The 14630-nt window shown below is 72.7% G+C and carries 14 protein-coding genes and 1 tRNA gene; 9 read left to right on the top strand and 6 right to left on the bottom strand.

What is annotated here, in order from left to right:
- Nucleotides 1–21: 21 nt before the first annotated feature.
- From ACIQVI_RS28570 to ACIQVI_RS28555, 4 genes are all read right to left on the bottom strand, one after another.
- Nucleotides 22–666: a hypothetical protein gene (locus ACIQVI_RS28570; RefSeq protein WP_403600950.1), complete on the bottom strand. Its 645-nt coding sequence runs from the start codon at nucleotides 664–666 to the stop codon at nucleotides 22–24.
- A gap of 187 nt (nucleotides 667–853) precedes the next feature.
- Nucleotides 854–1198, bottom strand: coding sequence for an FmdB family zinc ribbon protein (locus ACIQVI_RS28565; RefSeq protein ID WP_351968978.1), 345 nt, complete (start codon nucleotides 1196–1198; stop codon nucleotides 854–856).
- Nucleotides 1199–1266: 68 nt separating this feature from the next.
- Nucleotides 1267–2544, bottom strand: a complete 1278-nt coding sequence (locus tag ACIQVI_RS28560) for an MFS transporter (protein ID WP_351969027.1) — start codon at nucleotides 2542–2544, stop codon at nucleotides 1267–1269.
- Nucleotides 2545–2863: 319 nt separating this feature from the next.
- A complete protein-coding gene (locus ACIQVI_RS28555; RefSeq protein ID WP_403600947.1) occupies nucleotides 2864–4402 on the bottom strand; it encodes a potassium/proton antiporter in 1539 nt (512 codons plus the stop codon).
- 260 nt (nucleotides 4403–4662) lie between these two features.
- On the opposite strand from ACIQVI_RS28555, the gene ACIQVI_RS28550 reads away from it, so the two are divergent.
- The gene (locus ACIQVI_RS28550; protein ID WP_403600944.1) at nucleotides 4663–7395 is read left to right on the top strand and encodes a penicillin acylase family protein; all 2733 of its coding nucleotides are present in this window, start codon (nucleotides 4663–4665) and stop codon (nucleotides 7393–7395) included.
- Here the strand turns inward: ACIQVI_RS28550 and ACIQVI_RS28545 are convergent.
- Complete coding sequence (locus ACIQVI_RS28545) at nucleotides 7385–7996, bottom strand: 5-formyltetrahydrofolate cyclo-ligase (protein ID WP_351968981.1); 612 nt, start codon at nucleotides 7994–7996, stop codon at nucleotides 7385–7387. The two genes, ACIQVI_RS28550 and ACIQVI_RS28545, sit on opposite strands and share 11 nt — an antisense overlap.
- A gap of 104 nt (nucleotides 7997–8100) precedes the next feature.
- Here ACIQVI_RS28545 and galU point away from each other — a divergent pair, with 104 nt between their 5' ends.
- The 8 genes from galU to ACIQVI_RS28505 all read left to right on the top strand — a co-directional run bounded on the left by galU (nucleotide 8101) and on the right by ACIQVI_RS28505 (nucleotide 14005).
- Nucleotides 8101–9012 carry a UTP--glucose-1-phosphate uridylyltransferase GalU gene (galU, locus tag ACIQVI_RS28540; RefSeq protein ID WP_161373231.1) on the top strand — a complete coding sequence of 304 codons (912 nt, stop codon included), beginning with the start codon at nucleotides 8101–8103 and terminating at the stop codon, nucleotides 9010–9012.
- A 3-nt stretch (nucleotides 9013–9015) separates the two neighbouring features.
- Nucleotides 9016–10380 (top strand): gephyrin-like molybdotransferase Glp, encoded by a 1365-nt coding sequence (glp, locus tag ACIQVI_RS28535; protein WP_403600939.1) that lies wholly within the window; start codon nucleotides 9016–9018, stop codon nucleotides 10378–10380.
- A gap of 59 nt (nucleotides 10381–10439) precedes the next feature.
- A complete protein-coding gene (moaC, locus tag ACIQVI_RS28530; RefSeq protein ID WP_030216918.1) occupies nucleotides 10440–10925 on the top strand; it encodes a cyclic pyranopterin monophosphate synthase MoaC in 486 nt (161 codons plus the stop codon).
- Nucleotides 10922–11488, top strand: a complete 567-nt coding sequence (locus ACIQVI_RS28525; protein ID WP_351968982.1) for a MogA/MoaB family molybdenum cofactor biosynthesis protein — start codon at nucleotides 10922–10924, stop codon at nucleotides 11486–11488. The genes moaC and ACIQVI_RS28525 overlap by 4 nt, the downstream gene beginning before the upstream one ends.
- Entirely contained in the window at nucleotides 11485–12096 is a 612-nt protein-coding gene (locus ACIQVI_RS28520; RefSeq protein ID WP_351968983.1) for a GNAT family protein, read from the top strand. The genes ACIQVI_RS28525 and ACIQVI_RS28520 overlap by 4 nt, the downstream gene beginning before the upstream one ends.
- Before the next feature lie 137 nt (nucleotides 12097–12233).
- Nucleotides 12234–13346 (top strand): gephyrin-like molybdotransferase receptor GlpR, encoded by a 1113-nt coding sequence (glpR, locus tag ACIQVI_RS28515; protein ID WP_403600934.1) that lies wholly within the window; start codon nucleotides 12234–12236, stop codon nucleotides 13344–13346.
- Nucleotides 13347–13378: 32 nt separating this feature from the next.
- Nucleotides 13379–13870, top strand: coding sequence for a HEAT repeat domain-containing protein (locus ACIQVI_RS28510; protein ID WP_403600930.1), 492 nt, complete (start codon nucleotides 13379–13381; stop codon nucleotides 13868–13870).
- Between the two features lie 61 nt (nucleotides 13871–13931).
- Nucleotides 13932–14005, top strand: a tRNA-Ala gene (locus ACIQVI_RS28505).
- Nucleotides 14006–14112: 107 nt separating this feature from the next.
- Here ACIQVI_RS28505 and ACIQVI_RS28500 read toward each other — a convergent pair.
- Nucleotides 14113–14511, bottom strand: a complete 399-nt coding sequence (locus ACIQVI_RS28500) for a DUF5958 family protein (protein WP_403600927.1) — start codon at nucleotides 14509–14511, stop codon at nucleotides 14113–14115.
- Nucleotides 14512–14630: the final 119 nt, after the last annotated feature.

Here is a 14630-nt window from a genome sequence, read left to right as displayed (position 1 = left end):
TCGACAGGCTGTCCGTGCGAATCAGCACACCGTCACCGCCAGCCGGGACGTGACACCGGCGCCCGCCAGCGTCGCGGCCGTCGCCCGGGGCACGGAGAGGACGACGAGCGCCCCCGCGTCCGAGGGGTCCCCGTCCGTCCGGGGAACCTCGGCGACCCTGGCCCCCGACGCGACCACCCGGGCCCCGCCCTCCCCGCCCGGCGGCGCGTGGGGCGCGGCGATCACGTCGACCCGGTCCCCGGGCCGCAGCAGCCGCACGGTCGCGGCGTCGGCGATCCGCACCGGAGCGGACACCAGGGGAACGACCGCCGCGGGGCGTGCGCGGACGGCGGCCGCCTTCGCGCTCCCGGGACCCGGCCCGCCACCGGAGCCCGACCCGACGGCCGATCCGGAGCCCGGCCAGGCACTCGGTCCGGGGCCCGGTCCGGAGCCCGGCCAAGCGCCCGACCCCGCCACCGCCAGCGCCGCCGCCATCAGGGCCAGGAGCACCACCGGCACCCGCCGCCTCCGGCGCAGCGCCCTGCGCAGCCGGAGCCGGGCGCCCCGTACCCGTACCGGCTCGAAGGGCGGCACCGCGCACGGCGCCGGCACGGAGACGGGGGAGGAGGAAGGGGAGAGGGAGGAGGGGGTGAGGGAGGGGAAGGGGGAGCTGCTCGTGGTCGTCACGGGACACCGCCTGTCCGGGCAGAGGAAAGGATGGGAAAGCGGCTCCCACTTTCCCCGCCCCGTCCCCGTCCCGCTCCGGCCTGGGGACCACCCGGCGCCTGTGGAGAACTCCCTCACTCCCCCGAGGGAACTCCGGGTACGCCCGAGGGCCCCGTCGCATGTGACGGGGCCCTCGGGGAAGAACGGATCAGGCGGCCGAGCTTCCGGTGCTCGACGAGGACGCCGAGGAGGAGGAAGAGGACGACGACGCGGTCGAAGCGGCGGGCTTGGCGTCCGACGACGAGTTCGACGAGCCCGACGCGGCCGTCGACGTCGAGGACTTCGACGACGAGGCGGGCGAGCTGCTGGACGACGAGCCGCGGCTGTCGTTCCGGTAGAAGCCGGATCCCTTGAAGACGATGCCGACGGCCGAGAACACCTTCTTCAGGCGGCCCTTGCAGCTGGGGCACTCGGTCAGCGCGTCATCGGTGAACTTCTGCACCGCCTCGAGGCCTTCGCCGCACTCGGTGCACTGGTACTGGTAGGTCGGCACTTGACTTCCTCCTGGCACTCACACTCATCGAGTGCTAACGACGATCCATAGTGACGTATTCCGGGGCCTCAGTCCACCGCCACCGGCACGCGGTGACCGATACCACGCGCCGCGACCCGGCCCGCCTCGCGCGGCTTCAGCCGCGACCGCAGCAGCACCAGCGTGGTCAGGGCCAGCGCCGTGCCCGCCATCGGCACCAGGAATCCGGTGCTCGCGCCGTGCGCGTCGGCGAGGCGTCCGGCGACCGTGACGGCCGCCGCCTGGCCCAGCGCGACGGCGCCGGTGAGCCAGGTGAAGGCCTCCGTGCGGGCCGAGGCCGGGATCAGGGTCTCGACGATGGTGTAACCGGTGATCAGGGCGGGGGCGATGCACAGGCCCACGACCAGGCCCAGGGCGCCGAGGAGCAGCACCGAGTGCACGGACCAGAGCAGGGACGCGGCGACGGTGAGGCCCGCGTAGCCCAGGAGCAGGCGGCGGCGGGGGCCGATCTTCCAGGCGACGGCGCCCATGGCGATGCCCGCGAGCATGTTGCCGGCGGCGAAGACCCCGTACAGCAGGCCGTTGGCGCCGGGGTTGCCGATCTCCTCGCTGAAGGCGGTGAGGGAGACCTGCATTCCGCCGAAGACGGAGCCGATGCCGAGGAAGGCGACGATCAGGACGCGGACGCCGGGCACGGAGAGCGCCGAGCGGTGCGGCCCGGAGGCGTGGGACGCGGCCAGGCCGTGCGCGGGCTGGGTGGCGCGCTGCGCGGCGAAGAACAGACCGCCCACGAGGGTGAGGCCGGCCTCGGCGATCAGACCGGCGGCCGGGTGGACGCCGGTGCACAGGGCGGTCGCGAGGACGGGGCCGACGACGAAGGTGAACTCGTCCGTGACGGACTCGAAGGCCGCGGCCGTCGGCATCAGCGGGGTGCCGTCCAGCTTGGCCGCCCAGCGGGCCCGGACCATCGGTCCGACCTGCGGCACGGAGGCGCCGGCGGGCACGGCCGCCAGGAACAGCGCCCAGAGCGGGGCGCCGGCCAGGGCGAGGACCACGAGCAGCGAGACGGAGGCGGTGTGGACGAGGACGCCGGGGACCAGGACGGCGCGCTGGCCGAAGCGGTCGGCGAGCTTGCCGCTCTGCGGCGCGAAGAGCGCCATGGAGACGCCGGTGACGGCGGCGACCGCCCCGGCGCTGCCGAAGGAGCCGGTGGTGTGCTGGACGAGCAGGACGATGCCGATGGTCAGCATCGCGAAGGGCTGCCGGGCGGCGAAGCCGGGGAGCAGGAAGGACAGCGCACCGGGGGTGCGCAGCAGCTGCCCGTAACCGGGCCGCCCGTCCGTGCCGGGCCGCTCGTCCGCGTGGATCTTCTCCGCGTCGACCGTGCCCGTGTTGACCGTGGACGCCACGGTCCTTGCCTTTCCGCCGCCTGGTAGCGCGCCCCGTGCACGGTGGTGCGGGTGTCGCCGAGAGCTGTCCTCATGCGCGGAACTGCGGTAGATACCGGGCCGGCCCCACTGCGGAGGGGCGCCACGGCCGCCATACGGTCGCGCCAGCTCTGCGTCAGGCAGAGTTGGTTCGATCAGGTGTGCCTTCATGGTACAGGGAGGGAGCGTCCTCCCGCCTGGGAAACGCTCCCTCTCCCGAATCGATTCCTGCGATCACGGGGCTCGTGTGGGCTACGTCTCAGCCGGTCGGCTTCTTCTGCCGCTGTGCGTCCCGCTGTCCGGCCCGGTGGAAGCGCGTCTCCGTCCCCGGCGGCGGGCCGAGGGCCGTCGAGCCGCCGCCCGTGCCGAGCCAGCCGGCGAGCTTGCCGCCCTGGCCGACCGCCCGCAGGCGCCGTTCCGTGGCGTCCCGCACCGGGTCGGTGGCGACGACCAGGAGTTCGTCGCCGTGCCGCAGGATGGTCGCGGGCGCCGGTACGAAGCTCTTCTCCTCCCGTACGACGAGGGTGACCGCCGCTCCGGCCGGGAGGCGCAGTTCGGCGACCTCCACGCCGTGCATCCGGGAGCCCTCCGGGATGGCGACGGAGAGCAGGTGGCCGCGCAGTCGCTCCAGGGGCGCGGACTCGACGCCGAGGTCGGAGGCGTCCGAGGAGGCGCCGAGCTTGAGAGCCTTCGCCAGCCAGGGCAGCGTCGGGCCCTGGATGAGGGTGTAGACGACGACGAGCACGAAGACGATGTTGAAGATCCGCTCGCTGCCCTCGACCTTCGCCACCATGGGGATGGTGGCGAGGATGATGGGGACGGCTCCGCGCAGGCCGGCCCAGGACATGAGGGCCTGCTCCTGCCAGGGGATGCGGAACGGCAGCAGGCTGACCAGGACCTCCAGGGGCCGCGCGACCACCGTCAGGACCAGGCCGATGACGACGGCGGGCCAGAAGTCGTTGATCAGGTCGTGCGGGGTGACCAGCAGGCCGAGCAGGACGAACATGCCGATCTGCGCGATCCAGCCGAGTCCCTCGGCGAAGCCGCGGTTCGCGGGCGCGTGCGGCAGCTTGGCGTTGCCGAGGATCATCGAGGCCAGGTAGACGGCGAGGAAGCCGGAGCCGTGGGCCATGGCGCCGGCGGCGTACGCGGCGACGGCGATGGCCATGACGGCGATCGGGTAGAGGCCGGAGGCGGGCAGGGCGACGTGCCGCAGCCCGTAGGCGCCGAGGAAGCCGACCGCGATGCCGATGGCCGCGCCGATGGCGAGTTCCAGGGCGATCTCGCCGAGGAGCACGTACCAGTGCTCGATCGGTCCGGCGGTGGAGAAGGCGACGACGAGGATGACGACGGGGGCGTCGTTGAAGCCGGACTCGGCCTCCAGGGCGCCGGTGACCCGGGAGGGCAGGGGCACCTTGCGCAGCACGGAGAAGACCGCGGCGGCGTCGGTGGAGGAGACGACGGCACCGATGATCAGCGCCTGCCGCCAGTCCAGGCCGACGAGGTAGTGGGCGGCGGCGGCGGTGACGCCGACGCTGACGGCGACGCCGACGGTGGAGAGGACGACGGCGGCCGGAAGGGCCGGCTTGACCTCCTTCCACTTCGTGCCGAGGCCGCCCTCGGCGAGGATCACGACGAGGGCCGCGTAGCCGATGACCTGCGTGAGCTCGGCGTTGTCGAAGGCGATGTTGCCGATGCCGTCCTGCCCGATGGCGACGCCGATCCCCAGGTACAGCAGGAGGCTGGGGAGGCCGCTCCGGGAGGAGATCCGCACGGCCGCCACGGCGATCAGCAGCACGAGCGAGCTGACGAGCAGGAGTTCGTTGAGCTGGTGGACAGTCAGTGGCCGATCCTTCCCCTCATATGCGGCTGGATCGTTCCTCCAGCGGGCGACACTTCGTTACCTTACCTAATCTTTAACGTTTTCTTGACGCCTTCCCGGTGGCTCACCCGCTCACCAGTACGGTTCTCTTCCTGACACCGCGTCCGAGCCGTCCGGACGCTGCGCCTAAGGTGGCTCCCGTACTCCAGGACCACCCTGCCCCTCGAAGGACAGCGATGCCCTCCAACACGTCCGCGCCCCCCGCCAAGAAGAAAGGGCGGCGTGCCCGCCTGCTCCTCGTCCTCCTGGTCCTCGTGCTGGTCGCGGGCGTCGGGGCCGGCGGGTACTGGGGTGTCAGCACCGTCCGGGGCTCGTTCCCGCAGACGACCGGCGAGATCCGCCTCGACAGCCTCTCCGGCCAGGTGGAGGTGAAGCGGGACGCCCTGGGGGTCCCGCAGATCTACGCCGACAACGAGACGGACCTCTTCCGCGCGCAGGGCTACGTCCAGGCGCAGGACCGGTTCTACGAGATGGACGTCCGCCGCCACGTGACCGCGGGCCGGCTCTCCGAGATGTTCGGCGAGGGCCAGGTCGAGACGGACTCCTTCCTGCGCACCCTCGGCTGGCGCCGGGTCGCGCAGGAGGAGTACGACAAGGTCCTGTCGGCGGAGACGAAGAAGTACCTCCAGGCGTACGCGGAGGGCGTCAACGCCTATCTGAAGGACCGCGAGCCCGGGGACGTCTCCGTGGAGTACGCGGCCCTGGCCCTCACCAACGACTACGCGATCGAGCCGTGGACCCCGGTCGACTCGGTGGCCTGGCTCAAGGCCATGGCCTGGGACCTGCGCGGCAACATGCAGGACGAGATCGACCGCTCGCTGCTCACCAGCCGGCTGACCCCGGCGCAGATCAAGCAGCTCTACCCGGAGTACCCGTACGCGCTCCACCAGCCGATCGTGGACGGCGGGAAGGTCGACGAGTCCACCGGGAAGTTCGGTCCCGAGGGCGAGGACCTGGGTACGGGCGAGACCCCGGGCACCAACCCGACCGGCTCCGGCGACTCCTCGCAGGGGATGGCGTCCCAGCTCGCCGCCCTCTCCGAGGTCCTCGACGGCGTCCCGGCCCTGCTCGGCCCCAACGGCAACGGCATCGGCTCGAACTCCTGGGTCGTCTCCGGCGACTACACGACCTCCGGCAAGCCGCTGCTCGCCAACGACCCGCACCTCGCGCCGCAGCTGCCGTCCCTCTGGTACCAGATGGGCCTGCACTGCCGCTCGGTCTCGGCGACCTGCCGCTACGACGTCTCCGGCTACACCTTCTCCGGTATGCCCGGTGTGATCATCGGACACAACGACAAGATCGCCTGGGGCCTCACCAACCTCGGCGCCGACGTCACCGACCTCTACCTGGAGAAGATCGGCCCCGACGGCTACCTCGTCGACGGCAAGGTCAAGCCCTTCACCGTCCGCGAGGAGACCATCAAGGTCGCCGGCGGCGCCGACCGCAAGATCACCGTCCGCTCCACCGAGCACGGCCCGCTGGTCTCCGACCGCTCCTCCGAACTGGAGACGGTCGGCCAGAAGGCCCCCGTCGGCAACGCCGCCCCCGACCGCGGCACCGGCTACGGCGTCTCCCTCCAGTGGACCGCCCTCCAGCCCGGGAAGTCGATGGACGCGATCTTCGCCATCGACCGCGCCAAGGACTTCGACAGCTTCCGGACCGCCGCCAGGAACTTCGAGGTCCCCTCGCAGAACCTGATCTACGCCGACACCGAGGGCAACATCGGCTACCAGTCGCCGGGCAAGATCCCGCAGCGCGCCACCGGCGACGGCACCCTCCCCGCGCCCGGCTGGGACTCGAAGTACCGGTGGAAGGGCTACATCCCCTTCGAGAAGCTGCCCTACGAGTACAACCCGGAGCGCGGCTACATCGTCACCGCCAACCAGGCCGTGATCGACCCGAAGAACTACCCCGACCTGCTCACCAAGGACTGGGGCTACGGCTCGCGCAGCCAGCGGATCAACGACCTCATCGAGTCGAAGACCAAGGACGGCGGGAAGATCTCGCCGGACGACATGCGGACCATGCAGACGGACAACCGCAGCGAGATCGCGACCCTGCTCAACCCGCTCCTGCTCAAGATCGACATCGCCGACCCGCACGTCCGCGAGGCGCAGAAGCTGCTGGAGGGCTGGGACTACACCCAGGAGCCCGACTCGGCCGCCGCCGCCTACTTCAACGCGGTCTGGCGCAACGTCCTCAAGCTCTCCTTCGGCAACAAGCTGCCCAAGGAGGTGCGCGCCGAGGGCGACTGCATCAACGTGCGCCCGGCCGACGCCACCGGCCCGGTCGACGAGCAGAACAAGCTCGTCCGCGAGTGCGGCCAGCGCGACCCCGACTCGGCGCAGCCGGACGGCGGCGACCGCTGGTACGAGGTCGTCCGCCCGCTCCTCAAGCAGGAGAAGAGCGAGTGGTGGACCACTCCGGGCAGCCGCACCGACCAGGCCACCGAGACCCGTGACCAGCTGCTCGCCCGCGCCATGAAGGACGCGCGCTGGGAGCTGACCGCCAAGCTCGGCAAGGACGTCTCCACCTGGAGCTGGGGCCGGCTGCACCAGCTGACCCTGAAGAACCAGACCCTCGGCACCGCCGGACCCGGCGTCGTGCAGCGGCTCCTCAACCGCGGCCCGTGGAACCTGGGCGGCGGCGAGGCGGCCGTCGACGCCACCGGCTGGAACGCGGCCGGCGGCTACGAGGTCATCTGGGTCCCGTCGATGCGGATGGTCGTCAACGTCGGCGACTGGGACAAGTCCCGGTGGATCAACCTCACCGGAGCCTCCGGCCACGCCTTCCACACGCACTACACCGACCAGACGGACGCGTGGGCGAAGGGCGAGCTCTACGACTGGGCGTACGGCAGGGCGGCGGTCGACGCGGCGACGAAGGACACGCTGGTCCTCAAGCCGTAGCCGCGGGGGCGGCCCGGAAGCGGATCACCGCCTCCGGGGTCACCACCGCGTGGACGGGGTGGTCGTGCGGTTCCTCCGGGACCCGCCCGACCACCTCGTCCGCGTAGAGGAGAACCACCAGGGCGGGATCCCGCCCGTCCCGCACGAGCCGGGCGAGGACCCGGTCGTACGAGCCGCCGCCCCGCCCGAGCCGCATCCCGCGCGCGTCCACCGCGAGCCCCGGGAGCAGCACGGCGTCCGCCGCGCACACGGCCTCCGGGCCGAGCCGGGGCCCGACCGGTTCGAGGAGCCCCCGGCCCGCCCGCGCGAGCCGGTCCGGACCCTCGTACGCGGCCCAGTCCAGGTCGTTGTCGGGGAGCAGCACCGGGAGCAGGACCCGCACCCCGCGCGCGTGGAGCGCGTCGAGCAGCGCGCGCGTGCCCGGCTCGCGGCCCACGGAGACGTACGCGGCGACGGTGGACGCCCCGGCCAGCTCGGCCAGTTCCACCCCCTGGCGGGCGAAGGAACCGGCCGACTCCGCGAGGAATTCGGGGGTCAGCGCGGCGCGGGCGCCCAGAAGTCGACTGCGCAGCAAGCTCTTTTCGGACATTTCCGATGTCATGGCGGTCCTCCGTGAATGCGCGAAGCTCCTCTAACTGCCTTTATGTGGAGGAAGTTAATCGGAGCCACATCTTTCTCTCATTCCGAACCGTTAGGGTGCACCGCATGAATCAGTCGCTCCCCAGGCTCGGCCGGATCAGCAAGGCTGTCATCCCGGCCGCCGGCCTCGGCACCCGCTTCCTCCCGGCGACCAAGGCGACGCCGAAGGAGATGCTGCCGGTCGTCGACAAGCCGGCCATCCAGTACGTCGTCGAGGAGGCCGTCGCGGCCGGCCTCTCCGACGTGCTGATGATCACCGGACGGAACAAGCGTCCCCTGGAGGACCACTTCGACCGGAACTACGAGCTGGAGGAGGCCCTGAGCCGGAAGGGCGACGCGGAGCGCCTCTCCAAGGTCCAGGAGCCCAGCGACCTCGCCACCATGCACTACGTCCGCCAGGGCGCCCCGCGCGGCCTCGGCCACGCCGTCCTGTGCGCGGCCCCGCACGTCGGCGACCAGCCCTTCGCGGTGCTCCTCGGCGACGACCTGATCGACCCGCGGGACCCGCTGCTCGCGCGGATGGTGGAGGTCCAGGAGCGCGAGGGCGGCAGCGTGATCGCCCTCATGGAGGTCGAGCCCTCGCAGATCCACCAGTACGGCTGCGCGGCGGTCGAGGCCACCGTGGACGCGGACGTCGTCAAGGTGACGGACCTGGTCGAGAAGCCCGGACCGGGCGAGGCGCCCAGCAATTACGCGATCATCGGCCGCTATGTCCTGGACCCGGCCGTCTTCGGCACGCTGCGGGAGACCGAGCCGGGCCGCGGCGGCGAGATCCAGCTGACCGACGCCCTGCAGAAGCTCGCCTCGGACGAGAAGATCGGCGGGCCGGTGCACGGCGTCGTGTTCAAGGGGCGCCGCTATGACACCGGTGACCGCGGGGACTATCTGCGTGCCATTGTCAGACTCGCGTGCGAACGTGAAGATCTGGGACCGGACTTCCGGGCCTGGCTCCGGAGATATGTCAGCGAGGAGATGTAGGCCTTGAGCAGCAGCACGGCACCGTCGCCGTCCCACGACGACCACGACGAGGACCGGGAGAAGGACGCGCCCGACCCCTGCGCGGGTCCGGCCCGCGACCTGTGGACGGTCGACGAGCACTTGGCCGACGTCCTCGCGTCCGTGTCCCCGCTCGAACCCATCGAGCTGCAGCTCCTCGACGCCCAGGGCTGCGTCCTCGTCGAGGACGTGACGGTGCCGGTCGCGCTGCCCCCCTTCGACAACAGCTCCATGGACGGGTACGCGGTTCGGGTCGCCGACGTCGCCGGGGCCACCGAGGAGTTCCCCGCCGTCCTCACGGTGATCGGCGACGTCGCGGCCGGCGCGGACGGCCTGCCCGAGGTCGGCCCCGGCCAGGCCGCCCGGATCATGACCGGCGCCCCGCTGCCGCCCGGCGCCGAGGCCGTCGTCCCCGTCGAGTGGACCGACGGCGGTACGGGCGGGGGCGCGGCCACCGGCATGAGCGCCGCGAGCGCCGCCCCCGAGGGCGCGGCTGGCGAGGTCCGGGTGCATCGCGCCGCCGAGGCCCGCGCCCATGTGCGCGCGCAGGGCAGCGACGTCCGCGCCGGAGAGCTCGCCCTCGCCGCCGGCACCGTCCTCGGGCCGCCGCAGATCGGGCTCCTCGCCGCGATCGGGCGCGGCACGGTCCGGGTGCGGCCCCGCCCCCGGGTCGTCGTCCTCTCCACCGGCAGCGAGCTGGTCCAGCCGGGCGAGCCGCTGGGTCCGGGGCAGATCCACGACTCCAACAGCTTCGCGCTCGCCGCCGCCGCCCGGGACGCCGGAGCCCTGGCCTACCGGGTGGGGGCCGTCGCCGACGACGCGGAGTCGCTGCGCTCCGCCATCGAGGACCAGCTCATCCGCGCGGACCTGATCGTCACCACGGGCGGGGTGAGCGTCGGCGCGTACGACGTGGTCAAGGAGGCGCTGACCGCCGACGGCGAGGTCGACTTCCGCAAGCTGGCCATGCAGCCGGGCAAGCCGCAGGGCTTCGGCGCGATCGGCGCCGACCGGATCCCGCTGCTCGCCCTCCCGGGCAACCCGGTCTCCTCGTACGTCTCCTTCGAGCTGTTCGTCCGCCCCGCGATCCGCGCCCTGATGGGCGTCGAGGACCTGCACCGGCCCCGGGTGCGGGCGGTCCTGGACGCGGACGGACCGCTGAGGTCCCCGGCGGGCCGCCGCCAGTTCCTGCGCGGGGTGTACGACCGGGAGACCGGCGCCGTCACCCCCGTGGGCGGTGCCGGGTCCCACCTGGTCGCGGCCCTCGCGCACGCGGACTGCCTGATCGTGGTCCCGGAGGAGACGGAGGCCGTGGCTCCGGGCGCCGAGCTGGAAGTGGTCCTCCTCGGCTGAGGGGGCCAGGGTGGGGGTACGGTGTCTCGTCCCACCCAGCGACCGGGAGTGTCACGGCCATGAGCACGCAGCAAGGTCTCACCCACATCGACGAGGCGGGGGCGGCCCGCATGGTCGACGTCTCCGCGAAGGACGTCACGGCCCGCACGGCGCGTGCCAGCGGACGGGTCCTCGTCTCGCCGCGCGTGATCGAGCTGCTGCGCGGCGAGGGCGTCCCGAAGGGCGACGCGCTCGCGACCGCGCGGATCGCCGGGATCATGGGCGCGAAGAGGACGCCCGACCTCATCCCGCTCTGCCACCCGCTCGCCGTCTCGGGCGTGACGCTCGACCTGTCGGTCGCGGACGACGCGGTCGAGATCCTGGCGACCGTGAAGACCACGGACCGCACGGGCGTCGAGATGGAGGCCCTGACGGCGGTTTCGGTGGCGGCCCTGACGGTCGTCGACATGGTCAAGGCGGTCGACAAGGGCGCGGTCATCTCCGACGTGCGGGTGGAGGAGAAGACGGGCGGCAAGTCCGGCCGCTGGGCGCGGGGCGAGTCGTGACGCGCGCCGACGGGGTGGCGGGGACGCACGGGCACCCGGAGCCCGCCGGGGCGGCCGCGCCGGGGGAGGCCCCGGCGGACGCCTACGCGGCCCTGGTCGTCACCGCCTCCAACCGGGCGGCGGCCGGGGTGTACGAGGACAAGGGCGGCCCGCTGATCGCCGAGGCCCTGACCGCGCTGCGGTTCGCGGTCGAGGGGCCGCAGGTCGTCCCGGACGGCGACCCCGTCGAGGCGGCGCTGCGGGCGGCCGTGGACGCCGGGTACGACCTGGTCGTGACCACCGGCGGCACGGGCATCTCGCCCACCGACCTGACCCCCGAGGCGACCCGCCGGGTCCTGGAGCGGGAGATCCCGGGCATCCCGGAGGCCATCCGCGCGTACGGCCGGGAGAAGGTGCCGACGGCGGTGCTCTCCCGGGGCCTCGCCGGGGTCGCGGGCCGCACCCTGATCGTGAACCTGCCCGGCTCGACCGGCGGGGTGCGCGACGGCCTGGCCGTCCTGGAGCCGCTCCTGAGGCACGCCGTCGACCAGATCCGCGGCGGCGACCATCCGAGACCGTCGTGATCCCGTCCTGGCCCGCGGTCCTGGTCGACGGCGACGTCGTCCTGCGGCCGATAAGGATGCGGGACCACGCGGCCTGGCGCGAGGTGAACCGGCGCAACCGCGAGTGGCTGCGGCCGTGGGAGGCGACGGTCCCGCCGCCGCCCCCGGGCGGCCCGGCCGCCCAGCGCCCGACCTACCGTCAGATGGTGCGCCACCTGCGGTCGGAGGCGAACGCGGGCCGGATGCTGCCGTTCGTGATCGAGTACCGGGGTCGGCTGGTCGGCCAGTTGACGGTGGCCGGGATCACCTGGGGCTCGATGTGCTCGGGGCACGTGGGGTACTGGGTGGACAGCGCGGTGGCCGGGCGCGGGGTGATGCCGACGGCGGTCGCGCTCGCCGTCGACCACTGCTTCCGCACGGTCGGCCTGCACCGGGTGGAGGTGTGCATCCGCCCGGAGAACGGCCCTTCGCGCCGGGTCGTGGAGAAGCTGGGCTTCCGGGAGGAGGGGCTGCGGCCGCGCTATCTGCACATCGACGGGGCGTGGCGGGACCATCTGGTGTTCGCGCTCACGGCGGAAGAGGTCCCGGAAGGGCTGTTGCGGCGCTGGCGTCAGGCGAGAATGAAATAAGTGTTCGAATTCAATCGGGAGTTGGCAGTCAATCGATCTGAACAATCACAAAAAAGTTCAGTGATATCAGCCAGATCGTGCGACACACCGGGCCAATTGGCCTATGGCCTCCCGCGAACCCCTCTACCGTGTGAAGCGTGAGCAGCAGCGGCCTCATCTACGCAGTCATCGTCGGGGCCTGGGCCGCCTACTTGGTACCGATGTGGCTCCGCAGGCAGGACGAGCTGAACGAAGCCCGTCCGACGGAACGCTTCAGCACCGCCATCCGGCTGCTTTCCGGACGGGCGGGCATGGAACGCCGTTACGCCAAGGAGCTCAAGGAGCGGGACCGGACGGCACAGGGCCCGACGCCCGACGTGGACCCGGACGCGGCGACCGAGCACCTCAGCTCGGTCGACGTCCGGGCCTTCTCCGCGCCCGCGGCCAGGACGGAGGCGCGTCTCGAACTCCCGGACCGCGACCGCGACCGCAACCGTACGCCGGACCGCGACCGCCCGGCGGACCGTGCCCCGGCTCACGCTCCGGCTCACGAACCGGAGCGCGAGCCGGGGTCCGCGTCCGCCCCGCCCCGCCCCGCCGCCCCGGGCGCGGCCGAGCGCGCCCGCCGCGGCAAGGTCCTCGCCCGGCGCCGCCGCACCACGATCGTCCTCTTCCTGGCCTTCACGCTCGGCGCGATCGTCGCGGCCGTCGGCGGCGTCCCCTTCCTGTGGGCGCCGGCCGCCCCCGCCCTGCTCCTCAGCGCGTACATCGTCCACCTGCGGGTCCAGGAGCGGCGCCGCTTCGTGTACGTGATGGACCGGCGCCGCGCCGAGGCGGCGGCCGCCCGGCTGCGCGAGAGCCGCCGCCCCGCCCCGACGCCCGAGCCGGAGGCCGACCAGGCGCCCGCGACGGCCCCGGCGGTCTCCCCGCAGGAGGCGGACCGGCGCGCCCTGGTCGAACAGACCGACCACGCCGAGTGGGTGGACCAGCAGCGTGACCGCGGCCCGGTCCGCGGCGACAGCTGGGACCCGGTCCCGGTCCCGCTCCCCACGTACGTCACCGCCCCGGTCGCCCCGCGCGCGTCGAGCGGCGTCGACGTCACGGACCCGGAGACCTGGAGCGCGGCCCGCTCCTCCACGGCGGCCGACCCGACCCCCGCCCCGGCCCCCCGCCGCCGCCCCGCCGCCCCGCGCCGCGACCACGACCACGGCCGCACCCCGCTCTTCGACCAGTACGCGGACGACGACCGCCCCCGGGCCGCCAACGAGTGACCCCGGCGGGCGGGCGCCCTGAGCTCCCGCCCATGGACGGCTACGAGCGCCTCACGGCCCGGATCGAGCAGGCCTGGAGGGAATTCGACGACCCGGCCACGCCCCGCCGCCACTTCCTCCTGGACGAGATCGGCGACCTCCTGGAGGCGGGCCCGCTGACGCGGCAGGACGCCGACCGGATCGTCGGACGCATGGCCCGGATCGGCCTGTCGGAGGACGAGGACAGGACGGTCCTGGAGTCCGCCCTGCACGCGATCAGTACGGCGGGCACGCGCTACGCGCTCCCCCTTCCGCTGGTGGAGCCGCTCGCCGACGCGGCGGACCGCTTCGACCCCCCGCTCCTCGCCCATGTCCTGTCGGCCCTCGGCTCCACGTACGAGAAGGCCGCGATCCCGCTCGCCAAGCGCTTCCTCGGTCACCCCCACCCCGAGATCCGCCGGGAGGCGGAGGACGCCCTGACCGAGATCCGGTGGCGGTACCGGCACGAGACGATCCGGGAAGCCCTCCCCGACGCCCTCGGCTGACCTGCGGTGGAAGCGATTTTTGTTCTCGTCGGTCGGGGTGCTAATGTTTCACACGTCGCAAGGGCCTGTGGCGCAGTCTGGTAGCGCACCTCGTTCGCATCGAGGGGGTCTGGGGTTCAAATCCCCACAGGTCCACAGACAACGGGAATCCCGTCCGATCGAAAGATCGGACGGGATTTTCGCCTTTTCGGAAGCCGTTCGGCAATTGCTCCGGGAGCCTTGCGCGGGTGAGCGGTCGGCGGTCAGCCCGCGTCGGACAGCTGATGCCACCAATGACCGCACCCGTCCGAGCAATAGCGCTCGCGACGCCGTGCGTCGGCGATCGCGAGCACCGCGATCAGGAGCCGGAACGCCTTGCGGCGTTCGTCGAGGGGGGCGAGGCCGGCGATCTTCCCCAGTTGCTGGTCGATCCGGCCCCGTGCGATCAGCACCGCGGGCGTGTGCGTCGGGCGCAGCCCGGCACGGCTGATGCTTTCCGGTCCGTCTTCCGTGAGGGCCCGGGCCTGGACGCAGTGGTGGGCCAGGAACCGCAGTGTCCAGGTCTGCTCCTCCGGGGTGAGGCCGTCGAACCACTCGATGCCCTCCGGCATCGGACGCAGCCCCTGAGCGAGCTCGTTGAGCAGGACATCGCGTTCCCTCATGACTGCCTCCGGTGCGGCGGGCGGCGCTCCGCCGGATCCTCCAGCCGGTCGCGCCACTCGAGCAGGCCGGCGGTGTCGCCCTTGCCCCGATCGAACGGGTGTCGCGACGGATCCACTTC

This window comes from Streptomyces sp. NPDC098101, from assembly GCF_044760185.1.
In the GTDB taxonomy this organism is placed as follows: domain Bacteria; phylum Actinomycetota; class Actinomycetes; order Streptomycetales; family Streptomycetaceae; genus Streptomyces.
This window is presented reverse-complemented; position numbering and strand designations above follow the sequence as displayed.